This window comes from Alteromonas aestuariivivens (assembly GCF_003367475.1).
Taxonomy (GTDB): Bacteria; Pseudomonadota; Gammaproteobacteria; order Enterobacterales; family Alteromonadaceae; genus Alteromonas; species Alteromonas aestuariivivens.
The window spans coordinates 182,485-199,935 of sequence record NZ_QRHA01000002.1; the positions used below are offsets into that span (position 1 = coordinate 182,485).

Annotated in this window: 13 protein-coding genes; 11 read left to right on the plus strand and 2 right to left on the minus strand. The window is 51.3% G+C overall.

The window, feature by feature from the left end; translation table 11 throughout:
• The first annotated feature begins 116 nt into the window (after positions 1-116).
• From DXV75_RS03605 to lysC, 11 genes are all read left to right on the plus strand, one after another.
• On the plus strand, positions 117-2,774 hold the full coding sequence (locus DXV75_RS03605) for a TonB-dependent receptor domain-containing protein (RefSeq protein ID WP_115592022.1): 2,658 nt from the start codon (positions 117-119) through the stop codon (positions 2,772-2,774).
• Positions 2,775-2,971: 197 nt separating this feature from the next.
• On the plus strand, positions 2,972-3,730 hold the full coding sequence (locus DXV75_RS03610) for a DUF3450 domain-containing protein (protein ID WP_115592023.1): 759 nt from the start codon (positions 2,972-2,974) through the stop codon (positions 3,728-3,730).
• Positions 3,731-3,743: 13 nt separating this feature from the next.
• Positions 3,744-5,108: a MotA/TolQ/ExbB proton channel family protein gene (locus DXV75_RS03615; protein ID WP_115592024.1), complete on the plus strand. Its 1,365-nt coding sequence runs from the start codon at positions 3,744-3,746 to the stop codon at positions 5,106-5,108.
• A gap of 3 nt (positions 5,109-5,111) precedes the next feature.
• Entirely contained in the window at positions 5,112-5,630 is a 519-nt protein-coding gene (locus tag DXV75_RS03620) for a MotA/TolQ/ExbB proton channel family protein (RefSeq protein WP_115592181.1), read from the plus strand.
• A 30-nt stretch (positions 5,631-5,660) separates the two neighbouring features.
• Positions 5,661-6,068 (plus strand): ExbD/TolR family protein, encoded by a 408-nt coding sequence (locus tag DXV75_RS03625; protein WP_115592025.1) that lies wholly within the window; start codon positions 5,661-5,663, stop codon positions 6,066-6,068.
• Between the two features lie 15 nt (positions 6,069-6,083).
• Positions 6,084-6,692 (plus strand): energy transducer TonB, encoded by a 609-nt coding sequence (locus DXV75_RS03630; protein ID WP_115592182.1) that lies wholly within the window; start codon positions 6,084-6,086, stop codon positions 6,690-6,692.
• Between the two features lie 33 nt (positions 6,693-6,725).
• Positions 6,726-8,015 (plus strand): tetratricopeptide repeat protein, encoded by a 1,290-nt coding sequence (locus DXV75_RS03635; protein ID WP_425451676.1) that lies wholly within the window; start codon positions 6,726-6,728, stop codon positions 8,013-8,015.
• A 143-nt stretch (positions 8,016-8,158) separates the two neighbouring features.
• Positions 8,159-8,749, plus strand: coding sequence for an acyl carrier protein phosphodiesterase (locus tag DXV75_RS03640; RefSeq protein ID WP_115592027.1), 591 nt, complete (start codon positions 8,159-8,161; stop codon positions 8,747-8,749).
• 296 nt (positions 8,750-9,045) lie between these two features.
• On the plus strand, positions 9,046-11,658 hold the full coding sequence (gene acnB, locus DXV75_RS03645) for a bifunctional aconitate hydratase 2/2-methylisocitrate dehydratase (RefSeq protein ID WP_115592028.1): 2,613 nt from the start codon (positions 9,046-9,048) through the stop codon (positions 11,656-11,658).
• A 106-nt stretch (positions 11,659-11,764) separates the two neighbouring features.
• Entirely contained in the window at positions 11,765-12,211 is a 447-nt protein-coding gene (locus DXV75_RS03650) for a DUF192 domain-containing protein (protein ID WP_115592029.1), read from the plus strand.
• Between the two features lie 37 nt (positions 12,212-12,248).
• A complete protein-coding gene (lysC, locus tag DXV75_RS03655) occupies positions 12,249-13,598 on the plus strand; it encodes a lysine-sensitive aspartokinase 3 (RefSeq protein WP_115592030.1) in 1,350 nt (449 codons plus the stop codon).
• Positions 13,599-13,669: 71 nt separating this feature from the next.
• On the opposite strand, the gene DXV75_RS03660 is transcribed toward lysC, so the two are convergent.
• Both DXV75_RS03660 and DXV75_RS03665 read right to left on the minus strand, forming a co-directional pair.
• Positions 13,670-15,190, minus strand: coding sequence for an FG-GAP repeat domain-containing protein (locus tag DXV75_RS03660; protein ID WP_181898341.1), 1,521 nt, complete (start codon positions 15,188-15,190; stop codon positions 13,670-13,672).
• A 228-nt stretch (positions 15,191-15,418) separates the two neighbouring features.
• Positions 15,419-17,443, minus strand: a complete 2,025-nt coding sequence (locus DXV75_RS03665; RefSeq protein ID WP_115592032.1) for a HAMP domain-containing methyl-accepting chemotaxis protein — start codon at positions 17,441-17,443, stop codon at positions 15,419-15,421.
• Positions 17,444-17,451: the final 8 nt, after the last annotated feature.

Below are 17,451 nucleotides of genomic sequence, written 5' to 3' on the forward strand. Positions count from 1 at the left end.
CAATTGAAGCAGGCACGTTACCGTTAAAAGTAGCGTGCTTGCTTTCAACGTAGTAACACCAACGAAAAAATGAGTACGTTTCGTTGACTGAAAGAACGCTTTCAATGAGGTTAAAAATGAATAAGCCTGCTAACAGGTTTCCTATCAAGCCACTGAGTCTGGCGGTTTTGGCGGGGCTCACGATGACAGCTCTGCCATCCATTGCGCAGGAAGCACAGCAAAATGAAGATGAAGTCATTGAAGAGGTTGTGGCGACCGGAACACGACTGAAAGGAACCGCGACTGCGGTAATGGAAGAACGCAAAAACCAGGCGTTTGTGGCTGATATTATGGGTGCCGAGCAGATTTCCCGTACCGGGGATTCGGATGCAGCGTCAGCACTGCGCCGGGTAACAGGACTGACGCTGGTAGATGGCAAGTTCATTTACGTTCGGGGTCTGGGTGAACGTTATTCTTCCACACAGTTAAACGGGGCGGCTGTGCCCAGCCCGGACCCAACCCGCAACGTTATTCCACTGGATTTATTCCCGTCGGATATTATTGAAAGTCTTTCCGTTCAGAAGGCCTATTCTCCTTCCATGCCGGCATCGTTCGGCGGTGGTAACGTGGATATCCGTCTGAAAACCATCCCCTCGGATTTTGTATTTAATCTGAGTGGCAGTGTGGGTAGCAACTTCGACAATTTTGATGACGCCTATTTTTATAATGGTGGCTCAGACGACTGGCGTGGCGCAGACGACGGTACCCGAGCAACTCCGGCTTCAATCGCCAATCGCTGGGAAAACAAAGATTTTCTGGATAATTTGTCGCAGGAAGAGGCGGTTAGCCTGCTCAAGGACGTAAACCGTGACTATGACCCTTATCTGGACAGTGTCGATCCTGATCTGGGTTTCAATTTGTCGCTGGGTAACAGTTACGACTATAACAGCGATATCCGGGTAGGTTATCTGGTGACCGCTGGGTATGATTCCGAAACGAACGTGTCAGAAGAATATATCGGTGAACAGCCACAACGTAACGGGGACGAAATTGTTATGGTGCGGTTTTTCGACGAAGTCGATACCACGGAAAAATCCGTCAAGTGGTCAACCATGATGAATTTCGGCATTGACTACAATCGCCAGCATCGTATTGACTACAGCCTGATTGTACTTAACGATACCCGTGATCAAATTCAGGAAAAAGTCGGTAACACCAACAATATTCAGCTAATTGACAACCGTCGTATTCGCGAATTTGATGTGCAGTACGAAGAACGAAGCATGTACACCAACCAGTTGCGCGGAATGCATACGTTCCCCGAACTGGGGTTCCTGGGTGTGGACTGGAAGTATTCTTTGGGCCGTTCTGCCCGACACGCCCCCGGCAATATGAGAGCCCGTTTCCTGTTGGACGATGACAACGAAGATGGCATTTATGACAAGGTCACAGAAAGCAGCCTGACCAACGCCACTACCGCAGGTCGTTACACTTTCCAGCAATTGCACGATCGGGTTGAGAACTACGGCTACAACATTAACTTGCCATATACCCTCGGTAAGTGGGAGATGGAGTTTAAGGCGGGTGGTGATTTTGTTACCAAAACCCGTTCGGCAGAAAACCGCCGCTTCGACATCAACACCCGGGCGTTTGCCAACTCAAGTACGCTAACCGGCAATCTGTTTGCTGACGTGTTGAGTGACGATGCCCTGGACGCTGCTGAATTTACCTCAACACCGATTATTCGGGATACCACCATTGCCGGTGATGATTACGTCGCTGCACAGAAGATTGATGCCTACTATCTTGAGGCGGATCTGTTCTTTGACAATACCTGGCGTATCAGTGGCGGTGTACGTTACGAAGATTTCCGTCAGGCCGTAGTGCCTTTCGACCCCCGCACCAACCAAATCGACCTCACAGACGAGGCGGACAGAGCGCAGTTGGGCTTTGTGGAAGACAACTTTTACCCGGCTGTGGCAGTGACCTACTTTATTGATGAGGACATGCAACTGCGCCTTAGTTATGGAGAAACCGTGGTGCGCCCGGATTTGCGGGAAGTGTCTTCGGCGACTTACATCGATCCCCTCACCGAGTTCCCGATTGGTGGTACGCCAGGAATTCGTACCACTGCAATCAAAAACTACGATCTGCGCTGGGAATGGTATCGTGAAGCGGGTAACAACCTGTCAGTAGGCCTGTTTTACAAGGATATGACTGACCCGATTGAGTCGGTGCAGTCTCCGGCACAGGATGGCCCACCTCTTATCCGTATTGCCAACGCTGAAGCTGGTGAATTGTATGGTGTGGAAGTGGAGTTCCTGCAGGGGCTGGAAGTGATCGGAAGCGGGCTGTGGGACAATCTGTTTGTGTCCGGGAACGTCACTCTGAGTGACTCACAAATCAAGCTGGATCGTCAGAACATTGTTGATCAAACCGGAGTTTCGGCGGCCATCACCAACCTGGAACGCCGTTTGACCGGTCACTCTGAGTATGTGGTTAACCTTCAGTTGGGCTACGACTCAGACAACGGTGAACATTCTGCCTCTCTGGTCTACAACGTATTTGGTGAACGTATTCTGATCCCGGGTATCGACGGTTTCGATGACAGTTTCGAGCAGCCGTTCCACTCGCTGGACATGGTGTACAAGTATTATCCGGACTTTAATACCACCGTCACATTCAAGCTACAGAATATCCTGGATGAACAGCGCGAGCTGTCTTTTGAGGATACCCTGCTGAGGTCGGAAACCCGCGGCACGGAATTTAGTCTCTCCTATAAATATGACTTCTAAGTTCTTGTAGGGAATCAAAAAAGAGCCGCTTTTGCGGCTCTTTTTATTTGCCTGGCCACATCACAGAAAGCCAGCGAAATATGACAGTCACGTAATAAAACTGTCACACAAAACTTCTATCCTACGCGCAGAAATTTATAGGTTGGAAAGCCTTTTGAGGTTATCCGATTTCATATTAATCAATAAGGTTTGAATGTATGAAGCTTATCCACTCGATGCTGTTGGCGAGCGCTGTAATGGCGACTTCAGCTGTGGCACAAGACGATGAAGTCTTGAAACCTGTCGTCGATGAAGCGGCAAAAATCAATGAGTCTGCTGCCGCGTCGCAGCAAACCATCAACACCCTTACCGACCAAATCGACAGCAAACTTCAGCAGTTCAAAACACTGAATAAAGAAATTGAAGGTCTGGAAGTCTACAACAGCCAGTTGAGTAAGCAGATCGGCAACCAGCAACAGGAAATGGCCGATTTGAACGCTGCTATCGACGAAGTGTCGGTGATTGAGCGTCAAATCACACCCTTAATGATCCGCATGATTGAGGGCCTTGCTCAGTTCGTGGAACTGGATGTGCCGTTTTTGCCCCAGGAGCGCGCCAATCGTATCGCCGATTTGCAAGCCATGATGGACAGAGCCGATGTGGCGACCTCGGAAAAATTCCGCCGGGTAATGGAAGCCTATCAGGTTGAGATGGATTACGGCCGCACCATGGAAGCCTACAGCGGGATTCATGATATTGACGGTCAGGAGCGTGATGTGGAATTCCTGCGTCTGGGCCGCACTGCACTGATTTATCAGACTCGTGATGCCTCACGTCAGGGTGTCTGGAACAAACAAACCCGTCAGTGGGAGGAGCTCGACAGCAGCTACCGTACCCAGATAACCAAGGGTCTGCGTATGGCCAAGAAGCAGCTTGCCCCGGACTTACTGATGCTACCTGTAGCCATTACAGACTAAGAGGTTGAAGACCATGATAAAACACGTAAAACAAATTGCTTTTGGTCTGGCGGCAATCAGCCTGAGCGCGCAGACACTGGCACAATCAGACCGCGCACTGGATCTGGACGCACTGCTTAAGCAACTGGAGCAAGGCCAGTACGCTCAGTCCGAACAGAACAAGCAGCGTGAACAGCGTTTTACCCAAATGCGTTCTGAGCAGGACCGTATTCTGAGTGAAACCCGTGCCGAGCGCGACCAGAAGCTCGCCACCTCCGAGAATCTGGAAACCCGCTTTGAAGAGAACGAATTCAAAATCGCTGATTTGAATACTGCACTGGATGCGCGCCTTGGTTCTCTGAAAGAGTTATTTGGCGTACTGCAGCAGGTTGCTGGTGATACTAAGAGCAAATTTCAGAATTCCGTTGTTTCGGCTCAAATTCCAGGTCGGGCTGCCTTTCTGGATCAAATGGCTCAGGACATGGGTAAAAGTTCCAAGCTGGCTTCCATTGAAGAAATAGAAAGGGTCTGGTTTGAAATTCAGCGTGAAATGACTGAGTCGGGTAAAGTCACCCGATTCACGACCAATGTTGTGGAAGCTGGTGGTGCCAAGGTCAGTAAAGACGTGGTGCGGGTTGGTCCGTTCGCCTTGGTTGCGGATGGCAAGTATCTGGACTTCAATGGCATTACCGGTACGGTGGCAGAACTGGTTCGCCAGCCGGCTGAGCGCTACGGCGACAGTGCTGCTGATCTGCAAAGCTCCAACGGCGAACTGGTAGAGTTCGGTATCGACCCTACCGGCGGTTCCATTCTTGGTTTGCTGGTTCAGGCACCTAACCTGAAGGAGCGGGTAGAGCAAGGCGGCCTGGTGGGCTACATCATTCTGATTGTTGGCGCATTTGGCCTGCTGCTCGCCGTTGAACGTCTGTTCAGCCTTACGGTAATCCGTACCAAGGTGAACAAGCAGCTCAAGAGCAAGGAAGTTAAAACCAACAACCCTTTGGGCCGCGTGTTGAAAGTGCGTGAAGAGTACCCCAATGCCGACACCGAAGCGCTGGAACTTCACCTGACCGAAGCTATCCTGGGTGAAGTGCCTAAACTGGGCCGCAATCTGACCATCATCAAAATCATTTCCGTAGTGGCACCGCTGATGGGTCTGCTGGGAACGGTGACCGGTATGATCAATACCTTTCAGGCCATTACCCTGTTTGGAACCGGTGACCCCAAACTGATGGCGGGTGGTATCTCCACGGCACTGGTTACTACGGTACTGGGTCTGGTGGTGGCTATCCCTATGACCCTGCTGTACGCCATGCTCAATACACGCAGCAAAAATATTGTATACATCCTGCAGGAGCAAGCTTCCGGGGTGATTGCAGAGCGTGCTGAGCGGGGCTAAGTGATGATCGAGTTTCTTGAAGCAATTCGCGATTTTACAGAGACAGGTGGCCAGGTTCTGCTGGTCATCGGCCTGCTGATCTTCGTTATGTGGCTTTTGATCCTCGAGCGTGCGTTGTACCTGTTTATCTGGCACAAGAACTTTAAAAACGAAGCGGTTGCCATGTGGAAGGCACGCACAGACCGGAAATCCTGGTTCGCACAGCAAATTCGGCAGCAAACCATATCACGGCTGACCATGCAGCTTAACGGCAGCATTCCGATTATCCAGGCTCTGGTGGCGCTATGTCCGCTGCTGGGTTTGATGGGTACCGTAACCGGTATGATCGAAGTGTTTGACGTTATGGCCATATCCGGCTCCGGTAACGCCCGTTCCATGGCGTCCGGTGTGTCCAAGGCCACCATCCCGACGATGGCTGGTATGGTTGGCGCATTGTCCGGTGTATTTGCCTCCACCTGGCTGAACCGTACGGTGAAGTCGGAACGCACGCATCTCGAGGATGCATTGACTATTGAACGTTAACGCCAGCGCGTTAATAAAAGGTATTGAACTATGAAGCAGCACTTTCAAAATCTGGTTGATGAAGAAGAAGCCAATATCGATATGACCCCCATGCTGGACGTGGTATTCATTATGTTGATTTTCTTCATTGTTACTGCCTCTTTTGTGAAAGAAGCCGGTATTGACGTGAACCGCCCGGAAGCCGCCACTGCGGTGAAAAAAGATCGCGCTAACATACTGGTGGCGATTTCGGATAAAGGTGAAATCTGGATAAACAAGCGCCGAGTGGATGTGCGCGCCGTGCAGGCCAACATCGAACGTTTGCACGCTGAAAACCCGCAGGGCACTGTGGTTATTCAGGCCGATGCCAAGTCCACAACTGAGACCCTGATCAAGGTTATGGATGCGTCCCGGGCAGCGGGTGTTTACGACGTCTCCATTGCAGCACAAGAGCCATAAGCTATGCCACATGCCATACCTCGATTTTTAATCGCTATTGGCGTATCGCTGGCCATCACGCTGGGGCTGTTCTTTTTGATGCAGTCCCTGATCCAGATGGGTGGCAGTGCGTTAACTGAGCCGCCTCAGGGCAGCGTGCTGGATTTTGTGCGGGTGAAACAGGAAGAGCAGGTTGAGCAGAAAGAGCGCAAGCCCAGAAAGCCGCCTCCGCCGAAAGAACCGCCTCCACAAATGAATCAGCCCCAGATGGAGTCCAGTTCGCCTAATGCTGAAGGCTCCGGAATGGATTTTAGTGCTGACGTGGGTGATGATATATCCCTAGACGGTGGACTGGCGTTGGAATCCGGTGATGGTGAGTACTTACCAATTGTTAAGGTTGCGCCGGTTTATCCAAGACGTGCATTGCAGCGTGGTATTGAAGGTTTCGTGATCGTTGAATTTACGGTTACCAAGCAGGGCGCGGTGCGTGACCCTATTGTAGTGGAAGCCAACCCCCAGGGAATTTTTGAGCAGGCGGCCATCGACGCTGCGCTGAAATTCAAGTACAAGCCACGGGTGGTGAATGGCGAAGCCACCGAGGTTTCCGGCGTGCAAAACCGCATAACATTCCAGATTGACGGGTAATTTGAAATGAAGCATTTACTCACTAAATCCCTGATGGCTGTTGTGATCACGGCTGTTACTCTGGGCACCGGCCTGTCTGGGGTATTGATTGCCCCTTCCGCTCAGGCGCAGGAAACCAAGGCCAGTGACAAACCTACCCGGCGGGTACCCACGCTGCGTTCAAAGGTTTATGAACAGCTGGCCCGGGCGCAGGCTGCTGCGGATGAAAACAATCTTTCCGAAGCCATTGCGATCCTCAAGGAAGTGGAAGATAAATCCAGTTCGATGAACAGTTATGAAAAAGCCATGATGTACAATTTTTACGGCTTTATTTATTACAACGACGAACAGTATGACCAGGCGCTGAACGCCTTCGAACAGGTAGTTGAACAACAGCCCATCCCCGAAAACTTTGAGATGACCACTCTGTTCAGCCTTGCCCAGTTGCATCTGATGCAGGGGAATTACGACAAGAGTGTCCGTTTTCTGGAGCGCTGGGAATCGCTGAATGATGGCCCGGTGCCACCCAAAAACCTAATCCTTAAAGCTCAGGCCTACTATCAGAATAAACTGTATCAGGAAGCCGCCGGCTTCATCACCAAGGCCATAGAAGATCATGAGGCCGAAGGCATGATCCCGGATGAGAACTGGCTGGTGTTGCAGCGGGCGATTTTCTATGAGCTCAAGCAGCCAGAGAAAGTCAAAGATGTTCTGATTAAGATGGTTAAACTGTTCAATGAGCCAAAGTACTGGATCCAGTTGGCTGGCATGTACGGAGAGCTGGGCGAAGAGCGTAAGCAACTGGCGATTATGGAATCGGCTTACCAGCAGGGTTACGTGGAAAGTGCCGCCGACATCTTCAATCTGGCTCAGCTGTATTATTATCATCGTGCGCCTTACAAAGGGGCCAAACTGATGGAGCAGGCGCTGGAGGAAGGCGTGCTGGAGCGAAACCTGCGAAACCTGAAATTTTTGGGCCAGAGCTGGTCACTGGCCAAAGAGCAGGACAAAGCCATTCCGGCCATGATGGCGGCCTCAGAACTGTCTGATGACGGTGAACTGGACGCTCAGCTTGCGCAAATATTGCTTAATGCGGAACGGTGGGATGATGCCATTTCATCTGCCGACCGGGCTCTGGAAAAAGGAGAGTTGCGCAACCCTGGCCTGGTGTATCTGGTAAAAGGCATGGCATTGTACAACAAAAAGCAGTACGCGCTGGCCCTCAACCAACTGGCAGAAGCCGAAAAACATCAGTCCAGCCGTGGTATGGCACAGCAGTGGAAGCAGTTTGTTGAGTCGGAGAAAACCGCCCAGGAACGCCTGGACGCCGAACTGTCCTCATAACTTCTGCAGTGTTTGCGTGCCTGGCAATGAGCGTTGTGAAGTTGCACGTTATTTTTTTCAAGCCCTGGCATCCGTCGGGGCTTACAGCCACCAAACTTTCTTAGCGTGGTACACTCGGTGTATCCGTTACACGCTGAGGCATCATGAACTATCTGGCACATCTGTTTCTGGCCCAACCCCACGCTGACTCCCATTTCGGTAACCTGCTGGGGGATTTTCGTCGTGGTGCAGACATCCAGCATTACCCTGATGCGGTCCTGGCCGGTTTGCAAAACCATTATCTGGTTGACCGGTTTACCGATGCTCACCCGCTTGTACGCCGAGCCAAGCAGGAGTTCAGTACTGAAAGAAGACGTTTTGCCGGTATTGCGCTGGATGTGTTGTTCGATTATTACCTTATCAAGCACTGGTCACATTTCAGCGACATTCCCTTTGAAAAATTCTGCTACCAGGCCTACATGTTTCTGGACTGGAAGATTCCACAAATGCCGCAACGAATGCAGCGGGTGGTGAGTAATATGATTGAGTATCACTGGTTTGAAACTTATCAGAGTCTCGATGGAATAGGGCTGGCGCTGGACCGGATCGCCACGCGTATCCGGTTTGAGCATCAGTTTGAGGGCTGCGTAGAAGAAATCATTCAGAATTACTCATTTTTTGAAGAGTGCTTTGTGGACTTCTTTCCTGAGTTAATCACTCATGTCAGAGAGAACTCGCCGGAAACAAAATGTTAGCCCCAGCAGGACAGTAGCGGTAAATCTTTGCTACTATTGTCCCGCCAAATCGGCGTTCGTATCGAACAAAGCGGGCAGCTCCATCCGTTGTTCACCCGGTTTTCAGAATATTCAACAAGCGGTTTGATATGCTGTTACGGTGGTCAATAGTCTGGCTGAATACCCGCTATAAGTGAATGAAAGTGCACTGAAATTTAAATTCACCTTGCGAGTCGGTATAATTCCGCCGATTTACCAGTCACTTCCTGCGGCAAGTACCACTTGGGTGCGGCAGGAATAACCATGAGGAAGCAATCGTGTTACAAGAATATCGCAAACACGTGGAAGAGCGTGCAGCAGAAGGCATCCCCCCAAAACCACTGAATGCAGAGCAGGTCGCAGGCCTGGTTGAGCTTTTGAAAAATCCGCCTGCCGGCGAAGAAGCTTACCTGCTTGAATTGATTTCCGAGCGCGTACCTCCTGGTGTGGATGAAGCCGCCTACGTTAAAGCCGGCTTTTTAAGCGCCATCGTTAAGGGTGAAGACACCTGTGCGTTGATCAGCAAGGAAAAGGCCGTTGAGCTTCTGGGTAACATGCACGGTGGTTACAACATCGTAACTCTGGTTGATTTGCTGGACGACGAAGCGCTGGCTCCACTGGCGGCCAAAGAACTGAAGCACACTTTGCTGATGTTTGACGCTTTCCACGACGTGGAAGAAAAACACAAAGCCGGTAATGCCTATGCCACCGAAGTGATTGAGTCCTGGGCCGAAGGGGAATGGTTCACCTCCCGCAAGCAAATGGACGACAAAATCACCTACACCGTTTTTAAAGTAACCGGTGAAACCAATACCGACGACCTGTCTCCGGCCCCGGACGCCTGGTCTCGTCCTGACATTCCTTTGCACGCCCTGGCCGCTTACAAAATGACCCGCGATGGTCTTGAGCCGGAAGAGCATGGCGTAAAAGGCCCAATGAAACAAATTGAGGAAGTGAAGAGTAAAGGTTACCCGGTCGCATTTGTGGGCGATGTTGTGGGAACCGGTTCCTCGCGCAAGTCAGCCACCAACTCTGTGCTGTGGTTCTTTGGTGAAGACCTGCCAGGTGTACCTAACAAGCGCGGTGGCGGTGTCTGTATTGGTGGCAAAGTGGCGCCAATCTTCTTCAATACCATGGAAGATGCCGGCGCGCTGGTGTTTGAAGCCGACGTTGACAACATGAATATGGGCGATGTTATCGACATCTACCCGTTTGAAGGCAAGATCACCAACCATGAAACTGGTGAAGTGCTGGCTGAGTACGATTACAAATCCAAAGTGATTCTGGATGAAGTGCGTGCCGGAGGCCGTATCAACCTAATCATCGGCCGTGGCCTGACCGAAAAAGCCCGTGAAGCACTTGGACTGGGCCCGTCGGAATTGTTCCGCAAGCCAGAGCAACCAGCCGACACAGGTAAGGGTTATACTCTCGCCCAGAAAATGGTCGGCAAGGCGTGTGGTGTTGAAGGCATTCGCCCTGGCACTTACTGCGAACCTAAAATGACCACTGTGGGTTCTCAGGACACCACCGGTCCGATGACCCGTGACGAACTTAAAGACCTGGCCTGCCTGGGCTTTACTGCCGATTTGACCATGCAGTCTTTCTGCCATACTGCGGCGTACCCCAAGCCGGTTGATATTGAAACCCAGCACACCTTGCCGGACTTCATTATGAATCGTGGCGGTGTATCCCTGCGCCCAGGTGACGGTATCATCCACAGCTGGCTGAACCGCATGTTGCTTCCGGATACCGTTGGAACTGGTGGTGACTCTCACACCCGCTTCCCGCTGGGGATTTCATTCCCGGCCGGTTCAGGTCTTGTTGCGTTTGCCGCAGCAACCGGTGTTATGCCACTGGATATGCCAGAGTCGATTCTGGTGCGCTTCAAAGGTGAAAGACAGCCTGGCATTACCTTGCGTGACCTGGTTCATGCCATTCCTCTTTACGGTATCAAGCAGGGCCTGCTGACCGTTGAGAAGAAGGGTAAGATCAACGCCTTCTCCGGACGTATTCTGGAGATTGAAGGTCTGGAAGATCTCACAGTTGAGCAGGCTTTTGAGCTGTCTGACGCGTCTGCTGAGCGTTCCGCTGCGGGTTGTACCATCAACCTGTCTGAAGAGTCCATTGCCGAGTACCTGCGCTCCAACATCACCATGTTGCGCTGGATGATCAATGAAGGCTACGGCGACCCTCGTACCCTTGAGCGTCGTGCACAGAAGATGGAAGAGTGGCTGGCTAACCCAAGCCTGATGCGAGCAGACAAAGACGCAGAATACGCTGAAGTGATTGAGATTGACCTGTCTGAAATCAAAGAGCCGATTGTGTGCTGCCCTAACGACCCGGACGATGCCAAGACTCTGTCTGACGTTGCTGGTGACAAGGTAGACGAAGTGTTCATCGGTTCCTGTATGACCAACATTGGTCACTTCCGTGCGGCGGGTAAGCTGCTGGAGCAATACAACAAGTCGCTTCCCACCCGTCTGTGGATTTCTCCACCGACCAAGATGGACAAGGCCCAGTTGATGGAAGAAGGTTACTACAACATCTATGGCCGTGTGGGCGTACGCACTGAAATGCCCGGCTGTTCACTGTGCATGGGTAACCAGGCTCGGGTTGAAGCCGGAGCGACGGTACTGTCTACCTCTACCCGTAACTTCCCGAACCGCCTCGGTGACGGTGCCAACGTTTACCTGACCTCTGCGGAATTGGCTGCAGTAGGTGCTATCGTTGGCCGTATCCCGACTGCACAGGAATATATGGAATACGCCAGCAAGATTGACTCTATGTCTGCCGAAGTATTCCGTTACTTGAACTTCGACAAGATGGAAAGCTTCAAGAAAGCGGAAGAAGAAGCGAAGGCTAACATCATTCCGACATTGAATGTTGCCTGACTTGGCGTATAAACTAGCGAGCCGGGCACCGTAAGGGCCCGGCTTTTTTTGTTCTTTGTGGATGGAAGTTGTGTTCGAATCACTTACTCGTAACGGAAACCAAGCTATGTACCGACAATCATTACGCCTGGCGGCTGCCATGGTTATGGCTATGCTTTGGGCTGTGGCGTATGCCCAGCAACCTGATGAGGTGGAATTCAACTCGGCAAGGATCCAGATTGGCAAAAAAGTGCTGGAAGTGGAATTTGCCCAAACCGATCGGCAACGGTCGCGGGGGTTAATGTACCGCACCAGTTTGTGTGACGATTGTGGAATGCTGTTCCACTTTTTTCCCGCCAGACAGGCCAGCATGTGGATGAAAAATACTTTAATACCCTTGGACGTAGCATTTATCGACAGAAACGGTGTAATAACCGACATAAAACCGCTGCAACCCCAGGATTTAACCTCAGTGGGGGCGTCAAAAGCGGTAAGTTTTGCGCTAGAAATGAACCAGGGTTGGTTTGCCGCACATCAGATAGCTGTCGGCGACCGAATTATTGTGAATCCATAAATCCGGCTCAATTGAGTCGGAAGAACCGGAGAAAACCGTGTCTAAAGCTTTAACCATTGCCAAATTCGGCGGTACCAGTGTGGCTAACTATGCAGCCATGCAAAACTGTGCCCGTATCGTTGCCAACAATTCCGATACCCGAATTGTGGTTGTCAGCGCTTCAGCCGGCGTGACCAACTTTCTGGTCAGCCTGGCCCATACTCCAATGACTCAGGACCAGATAACCGAAACCTGCAATTCCATTGAAGCCATTGAGATGGCGATTTTGGAAGAATTACAGGACCGGGAGAGTGTTGCCCCCAAGCTCAATGATTTGCTTGAAGAATTACGCGAACTTGCCTTCCATGAAGAAATTCTGCATCGCAACGATCTGAAAGATCAGCTGCTCTCCATGGGTGAGCGTATGTCGTCTTTAATGTTCAGTGCCGTGCTTGCCGAGCAGGATGTGGCCAGCCTCAATTTTGACGTTCGCAATGTGCTGCGCACCGACAGCGAATTCGGCGCTGCTGCACCTGAACTGGAGACCATTGCAGCTTTGGCAAAGCAACTGCTACAGCCCGAACTGAAAGATTCTGTGGTGGTTACCCAGGGGTTTGTGGGTTGTGATGCCGAAGGGCGCACCACCACTCTGGGCAGGGGAGGCTCAGATTTTACCGCTGCCCTGCTGGCCGAGGCACTGGATGCCGACGTGTGTGAAATATGGACTGACGTAATTGGTGTGTATACCACTGACCCGCGCATTACGCCAGCCGCGCGCCCATTGCCGGAATTGAGCTTTGAAGAGGCGGCTGAAATGGCAACTTTCGGTGCCAAGGTACTGCACCCGGCGACCATGGAACCGGCTTTGCGCAAAGACATCAAGGTATTTGTCGGTTCCAGTAAAGAGCCGGAGAAAGGCGGCACCTGGATCATGCGCGATTGTGCCGAAGAACCCCCTTATCGGGCAATTACACGCCGCAAAGAGCAGGTGATGGTGACAGTGAAAACGCCCAAGATGATGTATGCGCAGGGCTTTTTGCAGCAAGTGTTTGCGATCATTGCCAAACATAAGCTCAGCGTGGATCTGGTGACCACATCAGAGATTTCCGTATCGTTCACTCTGGATAATCCGGCCAATTCCGTAGCCCAGCGCCTGAACAAGGAGACCCTGGCTGAGCTGCAAACCCTGTGTGATGTGGTGGTGGAAGACGGTTACGACCTGGTAACGGTGGTGGGCAACAATATGCAAACCGCCAAAGGCGTGTCGAGCAAAATCTTTGCCGCCGTGGCCGAGTACAATCTGCGTATGATTTGTTTCGGCGCCAATCCTCATAATTTGTCGTTTCTGGTTAACGAAAGCGACAGCTCGGAAATAGTGCAGGAACTCCACAAAGCACTGTTTGAGTAACACTATAGGTAAACAGGGCGAAGGTCTTTTCCCGCGCCCTGTTCATTCTTTTTCGGCGACGTTATTGATTGTCAGTAAACGATCCCCGAAGCAATCAGATGTACACTGTCACCAACCGCAACAGGCACTCCCATTTCTTCACAATTCCAGCTGGCTTTCATGGTGTAATTGCGTGCTACGTTGGCAGCGGCGGTACAACTAACCCGACGTTTGTCCGAAATACCTTGCGTGGATGCTCCGGCAACGGCTGCGTCAGTAACTTCACCGTCAATCAGAATAGCGACCCTGTCGCCAGGATGGGTTACCAGCCCGGCAGCTGAACAGTTCCAGTTTGAGTGAGGCCCAAGCAACTGTACGCTTTGACGAGTGGTGATGTTTTTGCACCGGACCCGACTGGTGGTAATGCCGGTTACGGCTCCAAGCAGGGGAGAAGCGGCTGTGCGATTGTAGAACACCCTGACCATATCTGTGGCCGAATCATTGACAATTAAATCCTTCACCCCATCACCATCGAAATCAGCGCTGGCAATGGACTCGACCGAGGAAACGTCGCCTGGATTGGGTTCGGTGGAAAAGTCGATGCGTTCTGCTGGTCGGCCAAGGGAATTACTTAGCAGAACAGCTACGCCTGAGTCTTCGTAGCCTACTGCTGCGGCGTAATCCTTTATGCCGTCATTGTTAAGGTCTACAAGTTGTATATCCAGCGGACGGTCTTCAATGAAACGATACAGTCTTGCAAACTGAAAATTGGCTGCCCCGTCATTTCGATAAAAAGCCAGCCCGTCCTCGCGGGTAACCACCAGATCCGGCGTGCCATCCAGGTTAAAGTCCTCCGCCGTCAACTGAAATGGGTTGTCGAGTGCATCGATTTCAATGTGCTCCCAATACCATCCGTCGCCATCACTGAGTAACACGTGCACGGTATCTTCTCCAAGGCTTGAAATTGCCAGGTCGGTGGCACCATCGGCATCAAAATCAGCGGGAGCACCGGCAACTGAGAAACGGCCTATTGGTACCGGGGTAATGCGGGTGAAATCACCAGAGCCATTGTTCACAAGCAAGGTCAGATAAACACTGCCCAAATTGTTGATAACGAAAATGTCCTCATGACCGTCCCTGTCCCAATCCAGAAATTTGATGTCGCGGGCATTTTCGCCGCCCGCCAGACCATAGGTGCGACTGCTGTTAAATTGCCCGATACCGTCGTTGATAAGAACAGTGACTGTGTCTGACTCGGCGTTGGATACTGCCATGTCGAGATCACCGTCGTCATCAATGTCGGCGACATCGATGGCCGCTGGGCTGAGCCCGGTCGGGTATTCTACGCCGGGCAAGAAACCGCCGATTCCGTCATTCAGATAAACCACTACGGAACGCCCGTCTTCAAAAAATCCGAAGTAGTAAATACTCGCCGCAATATCTGGCGCACCGTCGCCATTAAAGTCACCGGTGATCACAGCAAAGGGTTCACCGGGCACGTTTAAGGTTGTCTCATCGAAGACGAACTGCGCACGACTTTGCCAGGCCATAAACAGGCAGGTGAGTAAAATCCAAAGGGTTAAAATTTCAATTTTGGTGAATCGTTGCTCCATGATGATAGTCATCCTGATTTGGTTTGGTTTGCAGAGGGGACAGCACTCGGTGCTGCGGATGATGTGCAACATCACCTCGTGAGAAAGACGTTTACCTGAACAGGAATGTTCGCGCTGTGCACTCGCTTTCCTAATCGAACAGCTATAAGCATAGACAACTTACTAAAGTTATGAGGCAAAAAAGGCAGCTTTTGAGCTGCCTTTTCGGGTTTTGAAGGGAATGTCAGTTCAGACTTTGAATTGGCGGATAGACTGTTTGAGTTCTTCGGCCAGTCGCGCCACTTCGTGGCTTGAATCGGAAGTCTGCTGGGCTCCCACAGAGGTTTCTTCGGCAATACCTACTATGGTTTCGAGCTTTTCGCTGATTTCCTGTGAAACGGTGTTTTGCTCGCGGGCAGATTGTTCAATCTGCGAACTGACATCGTGAGCTTTGTGCACGGCATCGGAGATAACATCAAGTGCCTGGGTCGCGCGTTCTGTTTGCTCAACGCACACTGCGGTTTGTTCTTTACCCTGGTTCATTACCGCAACGGCTTTCTCAGCGCCGGCCTGCAGTACTTCTATCATCGCATTGATTTCCTGGGTGGACTCCTGGGTGCGACTGGCCAGCGTGCGCACTTCGTCGGCAACAACGGCAAAACCACGCCCCTGTTCTCCAGCACGGGCTGCTTCAATTGCGGCGTTGAGTGCCAGCAGGTTGGTCTGGTCGGCAACCCCGCGAATTACGTCCAGAATTCCACCAATGCTGGCGCTGTCCTGGTGAAGCTTGTTAATAACTGTTGCGGCTTCCTGAACATCCCGGGCCAGTATTTCAATGGTGGATTTATTCTCTACCGAAATCTTACGCACGTTTTGCGCTTCTGCATCCGCATGGCGGATCTGGTTCAGGGTGTCTTCAGCGTTGCTCATAACCAGCTGAGATGTAGAGTGCATCTCGGTAGTTGCAGTGGCTACCTGGGCAATTTGCGATTTCTGATCCTGAATCGAGTGGGTGGTTTGTGCGGTAACCGTTGAGGTTTGCTCGGAAGCGGCTGCCAATTGCTCAGCCCGGTTATTGATACCGGCTATCAAGCTTTTCAGGCTGCCAATCAAACGGTTGCAGTTGCGTGCGAGCTGTCCGAATTCGTCTTGTGCCGAATCGTCCATACGCTGAGTCAGATCCCCTGAAGATGCTACATTCAGAAGTTCATTAACCCGGTTCAGCGGGCGGGTGATGGCAATGACGGTAAAGTAGCCGATACCGGCAGCAATCACTAATGAAATCAACACAACAATAATCACCATGGTATTACCCATGCTGACTTTTGAGGAAACCTGTTGCTCTACCTCGCTGGCTTTCTTGTCAGCCAGTACCAGCAGCTTTTCCAGATCCTCGATTGCCTGGCTGATGTTGTCGTCCGAGCGGTTCAGGGCTGCTTCGGCGGCATTGCGATGCTCAAGGCGATCAACGTGGAGTTGAAGAACACCGTCTTTGGCGGTGATGGCATTCAATGCGTTGCCGACCAGATCATTGATTTCTTCCAGACTGCCAGATGAATCCTGTCCATCTGCTGCACGCATCATGTCGGACAGTTTTCCGGAAACCTGGGATACAACCAGTTCTACTTCGTTCCCCAGGGTTTGTGAGCGCTGCAGTGTCTGGGTTTTGATGTATTCGTAGGATACGGTTAGCAGAGACAGCAGGGAGGTTTCCAGCTGTCCACCAATTTTCGCAGCAGCTGACAGTTTTGAGTTGTTTTTCACCGCATTCAGATCTGAAAAATCAAGTAGATAGGTTGCAGCATCATCTGCACCGTCTTCTGCCTCGCCCAGCTTGTCATCTATCGCGTTGCGCATATTCATATAGGCACGATGACTGGAATACATTTTTTCAACGTTAGTGATGTAAGCGTCATACGCGCCTTTGGCGTTATTCAGGGTTTGCCTGAGCTGAGGCTCGTCGCTGACGACCTTGGCCAGTTCCTGATACTGCTGCTCAAAATTCTGTTTACTCTGATTGAAGCTACGCTGTTTCTGATCCAGGCCGGCAAGATCTTCTTCAATGTAAGATTCAAATGTAAGGCGGCCCATATTCAGGAAGCTTGCTTTAAGTGCACTGCTCCCGGCCAGGGTTGGGAGAGCGAGAGTATTGACCTCTTCGGTGGCAGAGCCCACGGAGTTCAGGTTGATGAGAGACGAAATGCTGATTATAACTAACAGCAAACTGATGGTTATAAAACCACCTATAATACGCATTGCTACTGTAATTTTCATCGGAACTC